13 protein-coding genes and 1 pseudogene are annotated in these 17,167 nt (G+C 72.6%); 7 read left to right on the forward strand and 7 right to left on the reverse strand.

Annotated features, from left to right (window positions below):
* Positions 1 to 53: 53 nt before the first annotated feature.
* Together KBX26_RS03520 and KBX26_RS03525 are read left to right on the forward strand one after the other, a co-directional pair.
* Entirely contained in the window at positions 54 to 2,879 is a 2,826-nt protein-coding gene (locus KBX26_RS03520) for an FtsX-like permease family protein (RefSeq protein WP_210864732.1), read from the forward strand.
* A 2-nt stretch (positions 2,880 to 2,881) separates the two neighbouring features.
* On the forward strand, positions 2,882 to 3,628 hold the full coding sequence (locus tag KBX26_RS03525) for an ABC transporter ATP-binding protein (protein WP_210859016.1): 747 nt from the start codon (positions 2,882 to 2,884) through the stop codon (positions 3,626 to 3,628).
* A gap of 18 nt (positions 3,629 to 3,646) precedes the next feature.
* On the opposite strand, the gene glmM is transcribed toward KBX26_RS03525, so the two are convergent.
* The 7 genes from glmM to KBX26_RS03560 form a co-directional block, all read right to left on the reverse strand.
* Positions 3,647 to 5,002 (reverse strand): phosphoglucosamine mutase, encoded by a 1,356-nt coding sequence (glmM, locus tag KBX26_RS03530; protein WP_030329999.1) that lies wholly within the window; start codon positions 5,000 to 5,002, stop codon positions 3,647 to 3,649.
* 119 nt (positions 5,003 to 5,121) lie between these two features.
* Positions 5,122 to 5,595, reverse strand: coding sequence for a 30S ribosomal protein S9 (gene rpsI / locus KBX26_RS03535; protein WP_030329997.1), 474 nt, complete (start codon positions 5,593 to 5,595; stop codon positions 5,122 to 5,124).
* Between the two features lie 20 nt (positions 5,596 to 5,615).
* A complete protein-coding gene (gene rplM / locus KBX26_RS03540; protein WP_007465158.1) occupies positions 5,616 to 6,059 on the reverse strand; it encodes a 50S ribosomal protein L13 in 444 nt (147 codons plus the stop codon).
* 209 nt (positions 6,060 to 6,268) lie between these two features.
* On the reverse strand, positions 6,269 to 7,651 hold the full coding sequence (locus tag KBX26_RS03545) for a NarK/NasA family nitrate transporter (RefSeq protein ID WP_210864733.1): 1,383 nt from the start codon (positions 7,649 to 7,651) through the stop codon (positions 6,269 to 6,271).
* A gap of 155 nt (positions 7,652 to 7,806) precedes the next feature.
* Positions 7,807 to 8,100, reverse strand: coding sequence for a hypothetical protein (locus KBX26_RS03550; protein WP_030329992.1), 294 nt, complete (start codon positions 8,098 to 8,100; stop codon positions 7,807 to 7,809).
* Positions 8,090 to 8,347 (reverse strand): DUF6364 family protein, encoded by a 258-nt coding sequence (locus tag KBX26_RS03555; RefSeq protein ID WP_030329990.1) that lies wholly within the window; start codon positions 8,345 to 8,347, stop codon positions 8,090 to 8,092. The genes KBX26_RS03550 and KBX26_RS03555 overlap by 11 nt, the downstream gene beginning before the upstream one ends.
* A 90-nt stretch (positions 8,348 to 8,437) precedes the next feature.
* On the reverse strand, positions 8,438 to 9,133 hold the full coding sequence (locus KBX26_RS03560) for a trans-aconitate 2-methyltransferase (protein ID WP_210864734.1): 696 nt from the start codon (positions 9,131 to 9,133) through the stop codon (positions 8,438 to 8,440).
* A 418-nt stretch (positions 9,134 to 9,551) separates the two neighbouring features.
* Here KBX26_RS03560 and KBX26_RS03565 point away from each other — a divergent pair.
* From KBX26_RS03565 to KBX26_RS03585, 5 genes and pseudogenes are all read left to right on the forward strand, one after another.
* Positions 9,552 to 11,771, forward strand: a pseudogene (locus KBX26_RS03565) (molybdopterin oxidoreductase family protein).
* Positions 11,768 to 13,207 carry an FAD-dependent oxidoreductase gene (locus KBX26_RS03570; protein ID WP_210864736.1) on the forward strand — a complete coding sequence of 480 codons (1,440 nt, stop codon included), beginning with the start codon at positions 11,768 to 11,770 and terminating at the stop codon, positions 13,205 to 13,207. The pseudogene KBX26_RS03565 and the gene KBX26_RS03570 overlap by 4 nt, the downstream one beginning before the upstream one ends.
* On the forward strand, positions 13,204 to 15,726 hold the full coding sequence (nirB, locus tag KBX26_RS03575; RefSeq protein ID WP_030329984.1) for a nitrite reductase large subunit NirB: 2,523 nt from the start codon (positions 13,204 to 13,206) through the stop codon (positions 15,724 to 15,726). Before KBX26_RS03570 ends, nirB begins: the two co-directional genes overlap by 4 nt.
* Positions 15,723 to 16,070: a nitrite reductase small subunit NirD gene (gene nirD, locus KBX26_RS03580; protein ID WP_030329982.1), complete on the forward strand. Its 348-nt coding sequence runs from the start codon at positions 15,723 to 15,725 to the stop codon at positions 16,068 to 16,070. The genes nirB and nirD overlap by 4 nt, the downstream gene beginning before the upstream one ends.
* Positions 16,070 to 17,158, forward strand: a complete 1,089-nt coding sequence (locus KBX26_RS03585; protein WP_030329980.1) for a uroporphyrinogen-III synthase — start codon at positions 16,070 to 16,072, stop codon at positions 17,156 to 17,158. The genes nirD and KBX26_RS03585 overlap by 1 nt, the downstream gene beginning before the upstream one ends.
* Positions 17,159 to 17,167 lie beyond the last annotated feature (9 nt).

Genomic DNA, 17,167 nt, shown 5'->3' on the forward strand with positions numbered 1-17,167 from the left:
GCATTGTGACAATGTAACGCGCAGAGTGTGGGGAGCACACGGGGAGGCGCGACATGCTCGGGTTCATCTGGGCGCAGCTACGCGGCCGTGCTGGTCGGTCGGTGGCGCTGCTGGCGGGCGTGCTGGTGGCGACCACCGGCTTCGTCGTCCTGACCGGCGCCACCACCACCTCCCGCCTCGAGGTCACCGGCGCTGTCGAGCGCGACACCCGGGCCGCCTACGACATCCTCGTCCGTCCGCAGGGAGCCCGCACGCCGCTGGAGGTCGAACGGGGACTGGTCCGTCCGAACTACCTCTCCGGCCTCTTCGGCGGCATCACCCCCGCGCAGTACGAGCAGGTGAAGCAGGTCGCCGGCGTCGACGTGGCCGCGCCGATCGCCATGCTGGGTTACTCGACCTCGTCCGTGACGGTCCGGTTCGACCTGACCGACGCGGTCGATCGTTCCCTGGATCAGCAGGTCATCCGGCTCGACCCCACCTTCACCGCCGAACGCGGGCTCACCACGGCCCCGAGCCGTCCACGCTACGTGTACGTGACCAAGCGCCCGCTGCTCTACCCCGAGGGCGGCGACCCGAACGCCCCCTCCATCCCGTACTCGGACGGCCGGATGTATCCGTACGACCAGGAGTGCGGGGATGTCCCACGGGAAGTGCTTCCGGACGGGCGGAGCCAGCCGATCTGCGACCCGCACCTGATCCCAAGGTCGGCGAACGATGGATGGACCTCCGAGCGGGAGAACTGGAGCGTCGACACCGTTCGACTATTACCCGATGGGCGCTTCGAAGAGAACAGTTGGCAGTCCGGTCGCGCCAAGCGCGTCGCCACCGACCAACTGGTGGCCACCTACCGGGTGACGGTGCCGTTCCTGCTGGCCGCCGTCGACCCCGAGGCGGAGCAGCGGCTCGTCGGCCTCGACGACGCGGTGATCGAGGGCCGCGCTCTTCGACCCGACGACACGGCCACCGACACCCACCTCCCCATGCATATACCCGAACGGTTCATCCCGGTGTTGAGCACCAGCCGCCCCTACCTCGATGTCACAGTGCGGTCCGCCCTCACCCGGCTGCCGCAGGCGCGCCCCGCCGGGTTGAGCATCCCCGACCTGGAGCAGGCGCTGTCCGGCGCCACCGGGGTCAAGGTCGGGACCGAGGAGTACGCGATCGCCGACGGGTACCGCGACCTGCTGGCCGCGGGGATCTCCCCGACCGGCTGCTGCCGGGGTGAGTTGCAGACGATGATTCAAGCGGGTGCCCCGGAGTACGACCGACTCGCCGACGGCACTCTCCGTGCTGGCACGCGACCGCCGTTCGATGCCAAGGCCTTCGGCACCGACAACACCTACAACTTCGACGGACGTCCGTGGTCGGCCGACGACAACGGCTTCCGCCCGCTGACCGCGGTCCCCATGCAACCGCCAGGCCCGATCGTCCAGCTGCGGGACTGGCGGACCGTCGGCATCTTCGATCCGGAGAAGCTGAGCGGGTTCAGCGACCTGTCCCGGCTCCCGCTGGAGACGTACGAGCCGCCACGCCTCGACGGCGCGGACGAGCGCAGCCGCCAGGCGCTGGGCGGCCGGCCGCTGGAACCGAGCGGCAACCCGGCCGGCTACGTCTCCGCACCGCCCCTGCTGCTCACCAGCCTGGCGGCGGTGCCGAAGCTGATGGAGGGCAGCCCCAGCCCCAGCCGGACGGCGCCGATCAGCGCGATCCGGATCCGGGTCGCCGACGTCTCCGGCTACACCGAACGGTCCGCCGAGCGGGTCCGGCTCATCGCCGAGCGGATCGCCGACACGACCGGGCTGGACGTCGATCTCACCATCGGCTCGTCTCCCGCCCCGCAGACCGTCGAACTACCGGCGGGCCCGTTAGGCCGGCCCGACCTGCGGCTGACCGAGCCGTGGTCCGCACTCGGGATCGCCTCGGTCATCATCAAGGCGGTCGACCGTAAGAGCCTCGTTCTGTTCGGGCTGGTGCTTGTGGTCTGCGCGCTGTTCCTTGGCAACGCGGTCTCCGCCGCCGTCCGGGACCGCCGCCCCGAACTGGCGGTGCTCGCCTGCCTGGGCTGGTCAGCCCGGCGGATCGCGGCGCTGGTCCTCGGCGAGGTGGCCGCGCTGGGGCTCGCCGCCGGTCTGCTGGCCCTCGGGCTGGCGTTCCCGTTGGCCGCCGCGCTGAACATCGAGATCGGCTGGCATCAGGCAGCGCTCGCCGTACCGGTGGCTCTGCTGCTGGCGCTGGTGGCGGGCGTGGCCCCGGCGCTGCGGGCTGCGGGCGCGCACCCGGCCGCCGCGCTGCGGCCCGTCGTCGCCCCGGCCCGGTGGGTGCGGCGGCCGCGCAACCTGTTCGGGATGGCAGTGGTCAACCTGGTCCGCACCCCCGGGCGCACGCTGCTCGGGGCCGGAGCGCTGGCCATCGGGCTGACCGCGTTGACAGTGGTCAGCGCCGCCGCCTACGCCTTCCGTGGCGCGATCGTCGGCAATCTGCTCGGCGACACCGTCTCGCTGAACGTACGGGGTGCGGACACCCTGGCCGCAGTCGTCACCGTCCTGCTGGGCGCGGGTGCCGTCGCCGACGTGCTGTACCTGAACGTCCGGGACCGCGCCGCCGAGTTGTCCACGCTGCGTGCTGTCGGCTGGACGGACACCGCGCTGAGCCGCCTGGTGGGTTACGAAGGGTTCCTCATCGGCGCGCTCGGGGCGGTGGCCGGCGCGGGGTTCGGGCTCGCCGGGGCCGCCTGGCTGGTCGGCGCGCTGCCGGCCGCCCTGATCATGGTCGCGGCCGCGGTGGCCCTCGGCGGGGTGCTGCTCACCTGTCTGGCGGCGCTCGTGCCGGCCGCGTTGCTGCGCCGGCTCCCGACCGCACGGCTACTCGCGGAGGAGTGACGATGGAGGCAACCACCGGCAGCACGGTCCGGACTGTCGGGCTGAACCGGCAGTTCCGTACCGGCACGGAAAAGTTGACAGCTGTCGACGACGTCTCGTTGGAGATCACGGCCGGGTCGGTGGTGGCGCTGACCGGTCCCAGCGGCTCGGGCAAGTCCACACTGCTGCACCTGATCGGCGCCATCGAGCAGGCCGACAGCGGCACCGTCACCGTCGACGACGTGGAGATCACCTCGCTGCGCCGTGCCGCACTGGCCCGCTACCGGCAACGGGTCGGGTTCGTGTTCCAGCGCTACCACCTGCTGCCCGCGCTCACCGTGTTGGACAACGTGATCGCGCCGGTCCTCCCCCGTCGAGGCCGGACCGATCACGCGACGCGGGCCCGCGAACTGCTCGACGCGGTGGGCCTGGCCGGCCGAGAGCGCGCCCTGCCCGCGCAGCTCTCCGGTGGCCAGCAGCAACGGGTCGCCATCGCCCGGGCCCTGATGGGCGCGCCGGGCCTGCTGCTGGCCGACGAGCCCACCGGCAACCTCGACTCCACCACCGGTGGGCAGATCCTCGACCTGCTGCTCGACCTCCGCGACCGGCACGGCATGACGATCCTGCTGGCCACCCACGAACAGGCCATCGCGGCCCGCTGTGACCGGCTGGTCCGGCTGGCCGACGGACGCGTCACCGAGGACCTCGACCTCACCGACGGCGAGGACCCGGCCGACACGTACGGGCGGGCGACCCAACTGCGGTTGTGAGGCCGCCCGGAGGTGGCCTCAGGCGACCGGGCTCGCGGTGCGGACCAGTTCGGCGATCCGCTCGGCGACCGACCGGGCGGTCGCCTCGGTGGCCGCCTCGACCATCACCCGGACCAGCGGCTCGGTGCCCGACGGGCGCAGCAGCACCCGACCGGTCTCCCCCAGCTCCGCCTCGGCCCGCTCGACCTCGGCGCGGACGGCTGGCGCGGCCGCGCCGATGGTCCGGTCGCCAACCGGGACGTTGATCAGCACCTGGGGCAGCTTGGTGACCACCGAGGCCAGCTCGGCGAGGGACTGGCCGGTGGCCGCCATCCGGGCCATCAGGTGCAGGCCGGTGAGCACCCCGTCGCCGGTGGTGGCGTGCGCGGGCATGACGATGTGGCCGCTCTGCTCACCGCCGAGTGCCAGCCCGGAGGCGCGCAGCTCCTCCAGCACGTACCGGTCGCCGACCTTGGTCTCGATCAGGCGGATGCCCTGCGCGGACATCGCCAGGCGCAGCCCGAGGTTGCTCATCACGGTGGCCACCAGGGTGTCCTGGGTGAGCGTGCCGGCGTCCCGCATGGCCAGCGCGAGGATCGCCATGACCTGGTCGCCGTCCACCTCGTCACCGTCGGCGGTGACCGCCAGGCAGCGATCGGCGTCGCCGTCGTGGGCGATGCCCAGGTGGGCGCCGTGCTCGACCACTGCGGCACGCAGCGCGTCGATGTGGTTGGAGCCACAGTCGTCGTTGATGTTCAGGCCGTCGGGCTCCGCGTAGATGGCGATGACCTCGGCGCCGGCCTCCCGGTAGGCGACCGGGGCGACCTCGGCGGCGGCGCCGTTGGCGCAGTCGACCACGACCTTGATCCCGTCGAGCCGGTGCCCAACGGTGCCCACCAGGTGCTGGACGTAGTGGTCGGCACCGTCGAGCAGGTCGTGCACGCGGCCGACGCCGGCGCCGATCGGCCGGTCCCAGGCGGTGGTGGCGTTCGTCTCGACGGCCGCCTCGATCCGCATCTCGATCTCGTCGGGCAACTTGTGCCCACCGGCGGCGAAGAGCTTGATGCCGTTGTCCGGCATCGGGTTGTGTGACGCGGAGAGCATCACACCCAGGTCGGCCTTGGCCTCGGCGGTGAGGAACGCCACCGCGGGGGTGGGCAGCACACCGACCCGGACGACGTTGGCGCCGGCGCTGGTCAGCCCGGCCACCACGGCGGCCTCCAGCATCTCGCCGCTGGCGCGGGTGTCCCGGCCGACGACGGCGAGCGGCGGGTGGCTGCGGTCCGTCTCGGCGAGTGTGTGCGCGGCGGCCACCGCCACCGCCAGTGCCAACTCCGGGGTGAGATCCGCGTTCGCCCGCCCGCGTACGCCGTCCGTGCCGAACAACCGACCCATACCCGCCAACCTCCGAATGAGCACTGCCTGTGAGGAGAAAGCGGAACGGCCGACCCGCCTCCCTCGACGAGGGGGAGGCGGACCGGCCGTCCGTCAGAAGTACAACGCGCTGGGAAAGATCAGCGCTTCGAGTACTGGGGAGCCTTACGGGCCTTCTTGAGGCCGTACTTCTTGCTCTCCTTGACCCGGGCGTCACGGGTGAGGAAGCCGGCCTTCTTCAGGGCCGGGCGGTCGTCCGGCTCGTTGACGATCAGCGCGCGGGCGATGGCCAGCCGCAGCGCACCGGCCTGGCCGGTGGTGCCGCCGCCACGCAGGTTCGCGATGACGTCGAACTGCTCGGGCTTCTCGGCGGTGACCAGCGGGTCCTTGATGAGCTGCTGGTGCACCTTGCTCGGGAAGTACGCCTCAAGGTCGCGACCGTTGCAGGTGATCTTGCCGGTGCCCGGGACGATGCGGACCCGGACGATGGCCTCCTTGCGGCGGCCCACGGTCTGGATCGGCCGGTCACCACGAGGCGCGCGGGCGACGGGCGCCGGCGCCTCGGTGGCCTCGGGGGCTTCCGGGGCGACCTCGGTCTCGATGATGTCGGTCATGCTGCTTCCTTCGCCCGCGCTCACTGCGCGATCTGCTTGATCTCGAACGGCACCGGCTGCTGCGCGAGGTGCGGGTGCTCGGCACCGGCGTAGACCTTCAGCTTCTTGATCAGCTGACGGCCGAGCTTGTTGTGCGGGAGCATCCCCTTCACAGCCAGCTCGATGGCCCGCTCGGGACGCTTGGTCAGCAGCTCGTCGTAGCCGACCTGCTTCAGACCACCCGGGTAACCGGAGTGGCGGTAAGCGACCTTGGTCTGGCGCTTGTTGCCGGTCAACGCAACCTTGCCCGCGTTCACGATGACGACAAAGTCGCCCGTGTCGACGTGCGGCGCGAAAGTCGGCTTGTGCTTACCACGCAGCAACGTGGCGGCGTGGGTGGCCAGGCGGCCCAGCACGACATCAGAGGCGTCGATGACGTGCCACTGACGCTCGATCTCACCCGGCTTCGGGCTGTACGTACGCACAGGTCTACCTTGTCTCGTCGTCGGTCTGGGGTCGCGCGCCGAGGTGACCAGAGTTAGCAGGCCGGACCAGCGCGCACGAACGACCAAGCGTACCTGATGGGGCACGCCTCTGGATGTCGTACAACAGCAGGCAACGATACCCGGCGCCCCGTCCGCAGGTCAAAACGGGGGTACGGTCCCGCACGATGACGCGCCGAGGGTGGCTCAGCTCACACGTTGGCGAGACGGCCGGCCCTCGGCCGACGGTAGACGACCCAGGTGGCCACGAAGCACAACGCGTACCAGCCGATGAAGGCCAGGTAGGCGGCGTCGGCGTTGCCCGAGCTGAGGAACGACTGGCGGAACGCGATGTTGACCAGCACGCCACCGGAGGCCCCGATCGCACCCGCGATGCCGATCAACGCGCCGGTCATCCTTCGGGCCCACCGCGCGGCCGCCTCCGGATCGCGCTGGCCGCTGGCCATCGAATCCGCCGCCCGGGCCCGGAAGATCGCCGGGATCATCTTGTAGGTGGAGCCGTTGCCGATGCCGGAGAAGACGAAGAGGGCGAGGAACCCCGCCAGGTAGAGCCCGAACGAGCGCTCCCGGGCGGCGTACAGCACGGTGCTCGCGCCGGCCGCCATCGCGACGAAGTTCCAGAAGGTCACCCGGGCACCGCCCAACCGGTCGGCGAGGTGCCCGCCCAGCGGCCGGATCAGCGAGCCGATCAGCGGGCCCAGGAAGGTCAGCCAGGCGGCGTCGACAGGGGTGGGGAACCGCTCGGCGAACTGGAGCTGAAGCACCTGACCGAAGGCGAAACCGAAGCCGATGAACGAGCCGAAGGTGCCGATGTAGAGCAGCGACATCACCCAGGTGTGCGGGTCGCGGGCCGCCTCGCGCAACGCCCCCGGCTCGTTGCGCGCCCCGGGCACGGTGTCCAACCAGCGGGCCGCCGCCAGCGCGGCCAGCACGATCAGCGGCAGGTAGACGGCCGGCACCAACCGGGGGTACGCGGCGCCCGCGGTGGCGAGGACCGCCAGGCCGACCAGTTGCACGGCGGGTACGCCCAGGTTGCCCCCGCCGGCGTTGAGCCCGAGCGCCCGCCCCTTGAGTCGCTGCGGGTAGAACAGGTTGATGTTCGCCATCGAGGAGGCGAAGTTGCCGCCGCCGACCCCGGTGAGGCAGGCGAGCACCATCAGCGTGGAGTAGGACACCCCGGGTTCCAGCAGTACCGTCATCGGCACCGCGGGCACCAGCAACAGCAGTGCGCTGATGATCGTCCAGCGTCGTCCGCCGAAGCGGGCCACCGCCAGCGTGTACGGCAGCCGCAGCACCGCGCCCAGTGCGGCCGGCACGGCGGTGAGCAGGAACTTGCCGGCCGGATCGATGCCGTACGCGGGGCCGAGGAAGAGCACGGTGACCGACCAGAGGCTCCACACCGAGAAGCCGACGTGCTCCGCGAAGATCGAGACCCAGAGGTTGCGTCGGGCGATCGGCGCGCCGGTGGTCTGCCAGAAGTCCGGGTCCTCGGGGCGCCAGTCGTGCAGCGGTTGCCGGCGACCGGTGACGGCAGGCGGCTCGGCGGTGACTGCGGTGCTGGTGAGCGTGCTCACGGCGGCTCCTCCTCGTCGATGTGACGAGGGGAAACGCTAGGAACGCCCGGTTACCTGGCAGTGCCCGTCGCGGGTCGGGCCGGAAACGGGGATCGCACCACGGGCCGGCGGCGGTGGTGAGCACGCGGTGGTGAGCACGCCACCGGGCCACGTGCTCAGAGCTGTTGGAGAATGCGCAGCGCGCGGCCGACCCGGAGCATGGTGTCGGCGTCGGCGACGTCCACGCACCCGGTGAACCACTTCTTCATCGGTGAGGAGATCCGGTCGGGCATCACCACGTACCGGCCCATCGGCACGGCGAGCGGTGAGTCCCGCAGCAGCGACTCCTCGACCACCTCGACGACGATCACGATGGGTACGTCTGTGGAGTTGTAGACGTCCGAGCTGATCACCAGGCCGAGGCGTTCCCGGGCGCCCTCGATGCGCCAGATCTCACCCCTACGCAGCACGCGGCCGTCCGTCGGAGAACAGGTCGTTGACCATGCCCACCTCGCGGGCGTCGGCGAGGGCGGCGGACTCCAGATCCAGGCTGGCGCGGCCCACGGCGGCGGCGTGCGCGGTGAAGACCTCGCGCAACGCCTTCTCCCGGGCGGCCTGGTCCATCCACGCGGAGAGCGACAGCCCTTCGCGCTTGGCGAACCGCCGCGCCTCCTCGATCGTCTCGTCCGTGAACGAGAGAGTCACCTTGGCAGTCATGCCGAGCAGATTACCCAGCGGTGTGACCGACAGTCATCCCGGCGCTCACCGGCTCGCTCCCGGGCGACGAAAGGCACATTCCGCCGAGGCTCACCCGGCCCGACCACCGAACACCGCGAAACGCCACTCCTTGAAGTAGCAGTCGACGTCGACCAGGCCCGCCTCGGCGAGCCACCGGCACTGGTCGGCCACGGTCGCCGGGCGGTCGTGGCGCATCCGCTCCCGGGACCCCGCGATCTCGTCGGGGGACGCACCCAGCTCCGTGATCCGCTCCAGCCACACCTCGTCGTAGCGCCGGTCCAGTTCCGGGGTCGGGCCGGCGACCTGCTCGGCGTTGACGAACACCCCGCCCGGCGCCAGCGCGGCGGCGGCCCGCCGGTAGAGCGCGCGCTTGCCGCCGTCGTCCAGGTGATGGATCGCCAGGGCGCTGACCACCGCGTCGTACCGGCCGGGCGGCAGCTCGTCGGCCAGGTCCGCCCGGACCGCGCGGTGCGGCACGGACCGCGCGGCCAACTGGTCGGTGGCGCGGGCGAGCATCGCCGGAGCTCCGTCCACCACTGTTAGCCGGACTCCGGGCACCGCCGTGGCCAGCAGCAGCGAGAGCAGGCCGGTGCCCGCGCCCAGATCCAACACCTCCGGGGTACGCCCGGCGGCGAGCGCGGCGCGCAGCGGCGGCGCGGCCACCTGGACGGCGGTGCCGTAGAAGGCGTCGAAGCAGGGCACCAGCCGCCTGCGCGCCTCGTCGTAGGTGCCGGCCACCGCGTCGAAAACGTCCGTCACGCCCATCGCAGCCTCCCAAAGTATGAGACAGATTTCCCACATTATAGGCGGTACGCGATGAACGACGCTGACCCTGAGCACACCGAAAGGACGACCCGGGTGAACACGTGCAAGACAAGCCGCCCGATCGGAAGCGCGCGCCGGAAATCGAACCGACGCCCGAACCGAAAGCCGAACCGAGGCCGACTTGCGCTGACGGTCCCCGCGCGATGAGGTGCGCTGCCGCTTTGGAGCTGATGTCGCGAACGAGTCAACCGCCGCTGTCGTCAGCGGTTCAGCTCCACACGTCAGCGGTTCAGCTCCACAGACTCCGACTCGCACCCTCCAACGCGCCCGCTGCCCATGTGCGGTGTGAGCCCCACTTGACAGGACCGAAACAGAAGGGACCCGGACCGGAAACCGCCCGACGGCACGCTTTCCCGACATGACAGACGGTGCACGGTCGGCAACTCCACCGGGGCTGACGCCCCGGGAAGTGGCGACGCACTGCCCGTACTGCGCACTGCAGTGCGGAATGACGCTGCGCGCGGGCGACACCGGGGTGACCGTCCACCCGCGCCAGTTCCCCACCAATCGGGGCGGGCTCTGCCAGAAGGGTTGGACGGCCGCCGAACTGCTCGACCACCCGGACCGACTGACCACCCCGCTGGTGCGCGACCCGGCCACCGACACACTGCAACCGGCAAGCTGGGACACCGCGCTGGACCGGGTGGTCGCCGGCATCCGCGCCGTCCAGGCCGACGCCGGTCGGGACGCGGTCGCCGTCTTCGGCGGTGGCGGCCTGACCAACGAGAAGGCGTACGCGTTGGGGAAGTTCGCCCGGATCGGGCTGCGTACCCGGCACATCGACTACAACGGACGGTTCTGCATGTCCTCGGCGGCAGCCGCCGGGATGCGCGCCTTCGGCATCGATCGTGGGCTGCCGTTCCCGCTGGCCGACCTGGGCCGGGCCGACACACTGCTGCTGGTCGGGGCGAACCCGGCGGAGACCATGCCGCCGCTGGTGCGGTGGCTCACCGAGCAGCGCGGCAACGGCGGGAAACTGATCGTCGTCGACCCCCGGGTCACCACCACCGCCCGCCAGGCCGACCTGCACCTGCAACCACTGCCGGGCACCGACCTCGCGGTGGCCAACGCGCTGCTGCACATCGCGCTCACCGAGGGGTGGGTCGACCGGGCGTACGTGGCCGAGCGCACCACCGGATTCGACGCGGTCCGCCGCGGCGTCGCCGCCTGGTGGCCGGCCCGCGCGGAACAGCTGTCCGGGGTGCCGGTGGCCGACCTGGAGGCGACCGCCCGCGCGCTGGGCACCGGCGGTCGGGTGATCATCCTGACCGCGCGCGGCGCCGAGCAGCACGCCAAGGGGGTGGACACCGTCACCGCGTACGTCAATCTCGCCCTCGCCCTCGGTCTGCCCGGCCGCGACGGTTCGGGGTACGGCTGCCTCACCGGCCAGGGCAACGGCCAGGGCGGCCGGGAGCACGGGCAGAAGGCCGACCAACTCCCCGGCTACCGCAAGATCGACGACCCGGCGGCCCGGGAACACGTGGCCGGGGTCTGGGGCGTACCGGCCGACGAGCTGCCCGGCCCGGGGGTGCCGGCGTACCAACTGCTCGACGCGCTGGGCACCCCGGGCGGGCCGCGCGCGTTGCTGGTGTTCGGGTCCAACCCGGTGGTCTCGGCACCCCGGGCGGCCCGGATCGAGGGCCGGCTGCGCGACCTGGACCTGCTGGTCGTCGCCGACCTGCTGCTCTCCGAGACGGCCGCGTTGGCGGACGTGGTGCTGCCCACCGCGCAGTGGGCCGAGGAGGACGGCACCATGACCAACCTGGAGGGTCGGGTGCTGCGTCGGCGCGCACTACGGCCACCCCCGCCCGATGTCCGGACCGACCTGGCCATCATCGCCGGCCTGGCGGCGCGGCTGGCAGTCGCCGAAGCGACCGACACCGCGCCGGCCGGCACGGCGCCGACAACCACCAGGACGCCCGGCACCGCACCGGCACCCGCCGAGACGGCCGGGCGACCGGAGGCTGCCGTCTCGGCGGGGCGTTTTCCCACCGACCCGGCTGCCGTCTTCGCCGAGCTGCGCCGCGCCTCCGCGGGCGGGGCCGCCGACTACGCCGGCATCAGCTGGGACCGGATCGACGCCGACGACGGCGTCTACTGGCCCTGCCCGACCGAGGACGGGCCGGACACGCCACGACTCTTCGCCGACCGGTTCGCCACCCCGGACGGCCGGGCCCGCTTCCACGCCGTCGACCATCGGCCGGCCGCCGAACAGGTCTGCGCCACGTATCCGCTGCACTTCACCACCGGTCGGGTGCTCGCGCAGTACCAGTCGGGAACCCAGACCCGACGGGTGGCCGCGCTGCGCCGCGCCGCGCCGGAGGCGTTCGTCGAACTGCACCCCGACCTGGCCGCCCGGTTGGGCATCGACGACGGCGACCCCGTGCGGGTCACCTCGCGCCGAGGTGAGTTCCGCGCCCCGGCCCGACTCAGCGCCGGGATCCGACCGGACACCGTGTTCGCCCCGTTCCACTACGCGGGGGCGGAACGCGCCAACTCGGTGACCAACGACGCCGTTGACCCGATCTCCGGGATGCCCGAGTTCAAGATCTGCGCCGTCCGGGTGGAGAAGGCATGACCGCCCGGGTGGTCATCGTCGGCAACGGCATGGCGGGCGCGCGCCTCGCCGGTGAGCTGCACGCCCGGGAGGGAGACCGGAAGGTCACGGTGCTCGGGGCCGAGCCGCACCGCGCGTACAACCGGATCCTGCTCTCCACCCTGCTGGCCGGCCGGATCGGCGAGCCGGACGTGGAGCTGACCGAAGCCGCCGGGCACGGCGTCGACCTGCGCAGCGGCGTACCGGTGACCGCCATCGACCGGTCCGCCCGGCAGGTCCGCACCGACGACGGCGAACGAATCGGGTACGACCACCTGGTGCTGGCCACCGGCGCCCGCGCGGTGGTCCCGTCGCTGCCCGGCCTCGACCCGGCGAACCTGCCGGAGCGGGTGGTCCCCTTCCGGACCCTGGACGACTGCCGGCGGATCCTCGCCGCGGCGGACGGCGCCCGCAGCGCGCTGGTGCTCGGCGGCGGGCTCCTCGGCCTGGAGGCCGCCCGAGGACTGGCCACCCGGGGCCTGGCCACCACAGTGGTGCACCCGAGAGAACACCTGATGGAACGGCAACTGGACCCGGCGGCCGGTGCGGTGCTCGCCGGCACACTCGCCGGTTTCGGCGTCACCGTCCAACTGGGAGTGTCGGCCACCGGCGTGGCCACGGACGCCAACGGTGTCCGCCTCGACCTGGCCGACGGCCGGTCGCTTCACGCCGACCTGCTGGTGCTCTCCTGCGGCGTACGACCGGACACCGCCCTCGCGCAGGCCGCCGGCCTGACCGTGCGGCGCGGCGTGGTGGTGGACGACCGGCTCCGCACCAGCGACCGGTCCATCTCCGCGATCGGCGACTGCGCCGAGCACGACGGCGTGCTCACCGGGCTGGTAGCGCCCGCCTGGGCCCAGGCCCAGGTGCTCGCGGACGTGCTGACCGGCACCGACCCACTCGCCCGCTACCGGCCCCGGCCGGTGGTGACCCGGCTGAAGGCCGCCGGGATCGACCTGGCCTCGATGGGTGATGCGGCCGGCGGCGAGCCGGGCGAGGAGCTGACCTTCGCCGACCCGGCCCGGGGCACGTACGCCCGGTTGCGGATCCGGGACGAGCGGTTGATCGGCGCGATCCTGCTCGGCGACAACCCGGCGGTCGGCACGGTGATCCAACTCTTCGACCGTGGCCACCCGGTGCCGACCGACCGGCGGGCGCTGCTGCTGGGCCGGGCACTCGGTGCGGTCGGCGCGACCCCGGCCGCCTCACCGGCGCTGATGCCGGACGCGGCCACGGTGTGCCAGTGCAACACGGTGAGCAAGGGCGCACTGGTCAGAAGCTGGCGCTCCGGCGCCCGGACTGTCGATGCGGTGGTGGCCGCGACCCGGGCCGGCACCGGATGCGGCGGATGCCGGGACGCGGTGAGCGGCATCGTCGCCTGGCTGAGCCAGGCGGAATCGGTGGAGGTGACGCGATGAGCGGCGGCGATCTGATCGTCATCGGCAACGGAATGGTCGGGCAGCGGTTCGTGGACGCGCTGCGCGCCCGCGACCCCCAGGGCAGCTGGCGGGTGACGGTGCTGGCCGAGGAGGGGCGCCCGGCGTACGACCGGGTGCGGCTCTCGGCGTACTTCGACGGGGTGACCGAGAGCGAACTCAACCTGCACACACCCGACGACGGGGTGCGGCTGCGCCTCGGCGAACCGGCCACCGCCGTCGACCGGGACCGACAGGTGGTGACCACCGCCGTCGGCGAGTACCGCTACGACGCGCTGGTGCTGGCCACCGGGTCGTACCCGTTCGTGCCGCCGGTGGCCGGCACCGAACTGCCCGGGGTCTTCGTCTACCGGACCCTGGACGACCTGGCGGCGATCCGGGCGTACGCGCGGGGTCGGCGGGTCGGCGCGGTGATCGGGGGCGGGCTGCTCGGTCTGGAGGCCGCGAACGCCCTGCGACTGCTCGGCCTGAGCACCGACGTGGTCGAGTTCGCTCCCCGGTTGATGCCGGTGCAGGTGGACCAGGCCGGCGGCGCGATGCTCCGTCGCTACGTCGACGATCTGGGCGTACGGACCCATCTCGGGGTGGCGACCACAGCGATCCGTCCCGGCCCGGACGGCGGCGTCGCGGCCCTGGAACTCTCCGACGGCAGCACCATCGACGCCGAGCTGGTGGTGGTGGCCGCCGGCATCCGGCCCCGGGACCAGTTGGCCCGCGACGCCGGTCTGCCGCTGGGCCCGCGCGGCGGGGTGCTCGTCGACGCGACCTGCCGCACCGTCGACGAACGGATCTGGGCGGTCGGCGAGTGCGCGGCGGTCGACGGCACCTGCCACGGTCTGGTCGCGCCGGGCTACGCGACGGCCGAGGTGGTGGCCGACCGGCTGGTCGGCGGCGCGGCGACCTTCCCGGGTGCGGACACCGCCACCAAACTCAAGCTGCTCGGCGTGGACGTGGCCTCGTTCGGTGACGCCCACGGCGCCACCGAGGGCTGCCTGGACGTCACGTTCACCGACCCGGCCACCCGGGTCTACGCGAAGCTGGTCCTCTCCGACGACGCGCACACCCTGCTCGGCGGGGTGCTGGTCGGCGACGCCAGCGCGTACCCGACGCTGCGCGCGAGTGTGGGCGGCCCGCTGCCGGCCGCGCCGCTGGCGCTGCTCGCCCCCGACGGCGGCGGCGCGGACGCCGGGGCGCTGCCGGCCACCGCGCAGGTCTGCTCCTGCAACGCGGTGACCCGGGGCGACGTGGACGCCGCCATCGCCGGTGGTTGCGCGGACGTGGCGGCGGTGAAGGCCTGCACCCGGGCCGGCACCAGCTGCGGTTCGTGCGTGCCGATGCTGAAGCAGCTCCTGGACGCGGCGGGGGTGGCGCAGTCCAGCGCGCTCTGCGAGCACTTCGACGTCAGCCGGCGGGAGCTGTTCGAGATCGTCCGGGTGCGCGGCATCCGCACCTTCTCCCGGCTGGTCGCCGAGCACGGTCGGGGCCGTGGCTGCGACATCTGCAAGCCGGTGGTGGCCTCGATCCTCGCCTCGCTGGGCAACGGGCACGTGCTCGACGGTGAGCAGGCGTCGTTGCAGGACACCAACGACCACTTCCTGGCCAACCTGCAACGCGACGGCAGCTACTCGGTGGTGCCCCGGATACCGGGCGGCGAGATCACCCCGGAGAAGCTGATCGTGATCGGCGAGGTCGCCCGGGACTTCCAGCTCTACACGAAGATCACCGGTGGGCAGCGGATCGACCTGTTCGGGGCGCGGGTGGAGCAGTTGCCGCAGATCTGGCGGCGGCTGGTGGACGCCGGCTTCGAGTCCGGTCACGCGTACGGCAAGGCGCTGCGCACTGTGAAGTCGTGCGTGGGTGAGACGTGGTGCCGGTACGGGGTGCAGGACTCGGTGGGGTTGGCCGTCGCGTTGGAGCTGCGCTACCGCGGGCTACGCGCCCCGCACAAGCTCAAGTCGGCGGTCTCCGGTTGCGCCCGGGAGTGCGCCGAGGCCCGCAGCAAGGACTTCGGCATCATCGCCACCGAGACCGGCTGGAATCTCTACGTGGGCGGCAACGGGGGTTTCCGCCCCCGGCACGCCGACCTGTTCGCCACCGACCTGTCCACTGACGAGCTGATCACGCTGATCGACAGGTTCCTCATCTACTACATCCGCACCGCCGACCGGCTGCAACGCACCGCCGGCTGGATCGAGGCGATGGACGGCGGCCTCGACCACCTGCGCGCGGTGATCGTGGACGACTCGCTCGGGCTCTGCGCCGACCTGGACGCGGCGATGGCCCGGCACGTGTCGTCGTACTCCGACGAGTGGCGTGACGTCCTGGACGACCCGGACCGGCTGCGCCGCTACACGTCCTTCGTCAACGCCCCCGACGTGCCGGACCCGTCGATCACCTTCACCCGGGAACGCGGCCAGCCGGTTCCCGTACGCGCTGACGGTCCGGCCGGCGGTCACCGTCCGCAACCCGTCACCCTTGGCCTACCGGAGGTACGGCGATGACCCAGACCCTCGCGCTCACCTGGACCACCGTCTGCCTCCTCGACCGGTTGGAACCGGACCGGGGCGTCGCCGCCCTGGTCGACGGGGTGCAGGTCGCCCTCTTCCGGACCGCCGACGGGCTGTTCGCGATCGACAACCGCGATCCGGTCTCCGGGGCGTACGTGCTGTCCCGGGGCATCGTGGGCAGCCGCGGCGGGGTGCCGACGGTCGCCTCACCGCTGCACAAGCAGGTGTACGACCTGCGCAGCGGGCACTGCCTCGACCTGCCCGGGGTGACGGTGGCCCGACACGACGTGCGCTGCCGAGACGGGCTGGTCGAGGTGCGGCTGCGACAGGAGGCTTGATGCGGGAAGAACTGGCGGGCTTCACCATCGGGGTGACCGCCGACCGGCGGCGCGACGAGCTGGCCGCGCTGCTCGAACGACGGGGCGCCCGGGTGGTGCTCGCCCCGGCGTTGCGGATCGTGCCGCTCTCCGACGACACCGAGCTGCGTGAGGCGACCCGCGCCTGCCTCGACCAGCCGCCGGACATCCTGATGGCCAACACCGGCATCGGTATGCGCGGTTGGCTGGAGGCGGCCGAGGGTTGGGGGCTGGCCGAGCCGCTGCGTTCCGTGCTGGCCAGCTCGTACGTGGTGGCGCGCGGCCCGAAGGCCCGCGGCGCGATCCGGGCGGCCGGCCTGCACGACCAGTGGTCGCCGGCCTCGGAGAGCTGCGACGAGGTGGTCGACCACCTGCGTCGGCGCGGCGTCGCCGGGCAGGTGATCGCCATGCAGCTGCACGGCGAGCGGCAACCCGAGTGCACGCTCGCGCTGGAGGCGGCGGGCGCCACCGTCATCGAGGTGCCGGTCTACCGCTGGGCACCGCCGACCGACCCGGCGCCGCTGCACCGGTTGATCGACCTGATCGCCGGCCGGCTGGTGGACGCGGTGACGTTCACCTCGGCGCCGGCGGCCGAGGCGTTGCTGCGGGCCGCCGGGGACCGCACCGACGCGGTGCTGTCCGCGTTGCGCGGTGATGTGCTGGCCAGTTGCGTTGGCGCGGTGACCGCCGAGCCGCTGCTGCGACGCGGGGTGCCGGTGAGCGCGCCGGGTCGGGCCCGGTTGGGCGCGCTGGTACGGACCATCGTCGACGAGCTGCCCCGCCGGACCGTGACGTTCAAGGCCGCCGGGCACCTGCTCACGTTGCGCGGGCACGCCGCGGTGATCGACGGCGAGCTGCGGCCGCTCGCGCCCGCACCGATGGCGGTGTTGCGGGCGCTGGCCCAGTCACCGGGGCGGGTGCTGTCCCGCACGGCGTTGCTGCGGACCCTGCCCCGGGGCGCCGACGAGCACGCCGTGGAGATGGCCGTCGCCCGCCTGCGGGCCGGCCTGCGCGCGCCCCGCGTGGTGCAGACCGTGGTCAAGCGCGGGTACCGGCTGCGGGTGGACTGAACGCGTCAC

This window comes from Micromonospora sp. C97, assembly GCF_018070385.1.
Classification (GTDB): domain Bacteria; phylum Actinomycetota; class Actinomycetes; order Mycobacteriales; family Micromonosporaceae; genus Micromonospora; species Micromonospora parva.

Bases quoted from the DNA above. Each gene is read 5' to 3' on its own strand.
- KBX26_RS03520 (WP_210864732.1), top strand. From the start codon at position 54: ATGCTCGGGTTCATCTGGGCGCAGCTACGCGGCCGTGCTGGTCGGTCG.
- KBX26_RS03525 (WP_210859016.1), top strand. From the start codon at position 2,882: ATGGAGGCAACCACCGGCAGCACGGTCCGGACTGTCGGGCTGAACCGG.
- glmM (WP_030329999.1), bottom strand. From the start codon at position 5,002: ATGGGTCGGTTGTTCGGCACGGACGGCGTACGCGGGCGGGCGAACGCG.
- rpsI (WP_030329997.1), bottom strand. From the start codon at position 5,595: ATGACCGACATCATCGAGACCGAGGTCGCCCCGGAAGCCCCCGAGGCC.
- KBX26_RS03555 (WP_030329990.1), bottom strand. From the start codon at position 8,347: ATGACTGCCAAGGTGACTCTCTCGTTCACGGACGAGACGATCGAGGAG.
- KBX26_RS03560 (WP_210864734.1), bottom strand. From the start codon at position 9,133: ATGGGCGTGACGGACGTTTTCGACGCGGTGGCCGGCACCTACGACGAG.
- KBX26_RS03570 (WP_210864736.1), top strand. From the start codon at position 11,768: ATGACCGCCCGGGTGGTCATCGTCGGCAACGGCATGGCGGGCGCGCGC.
- nirB (WP_030329984.1), top strand. From the start codon at position 13,204: ATGAGCGGCGGCGATCTGATCGTCATCGGCAACGGAATGGTCGGGCAG.
- nirD (WP_030329982.1), top strand. From the start codon at position 15,723: ATGACCCAGACCCTCGCGCTCACCTGGACCACCGTCTGCCTCCTCGAC.
- KBX26_RS03585 (WP_030329980.1), top strand. From the start codon at position 16,070: ATGCGGGAAGAACTGGCGGGCTTCACCATCGGGGTGACCGCCGACCGG.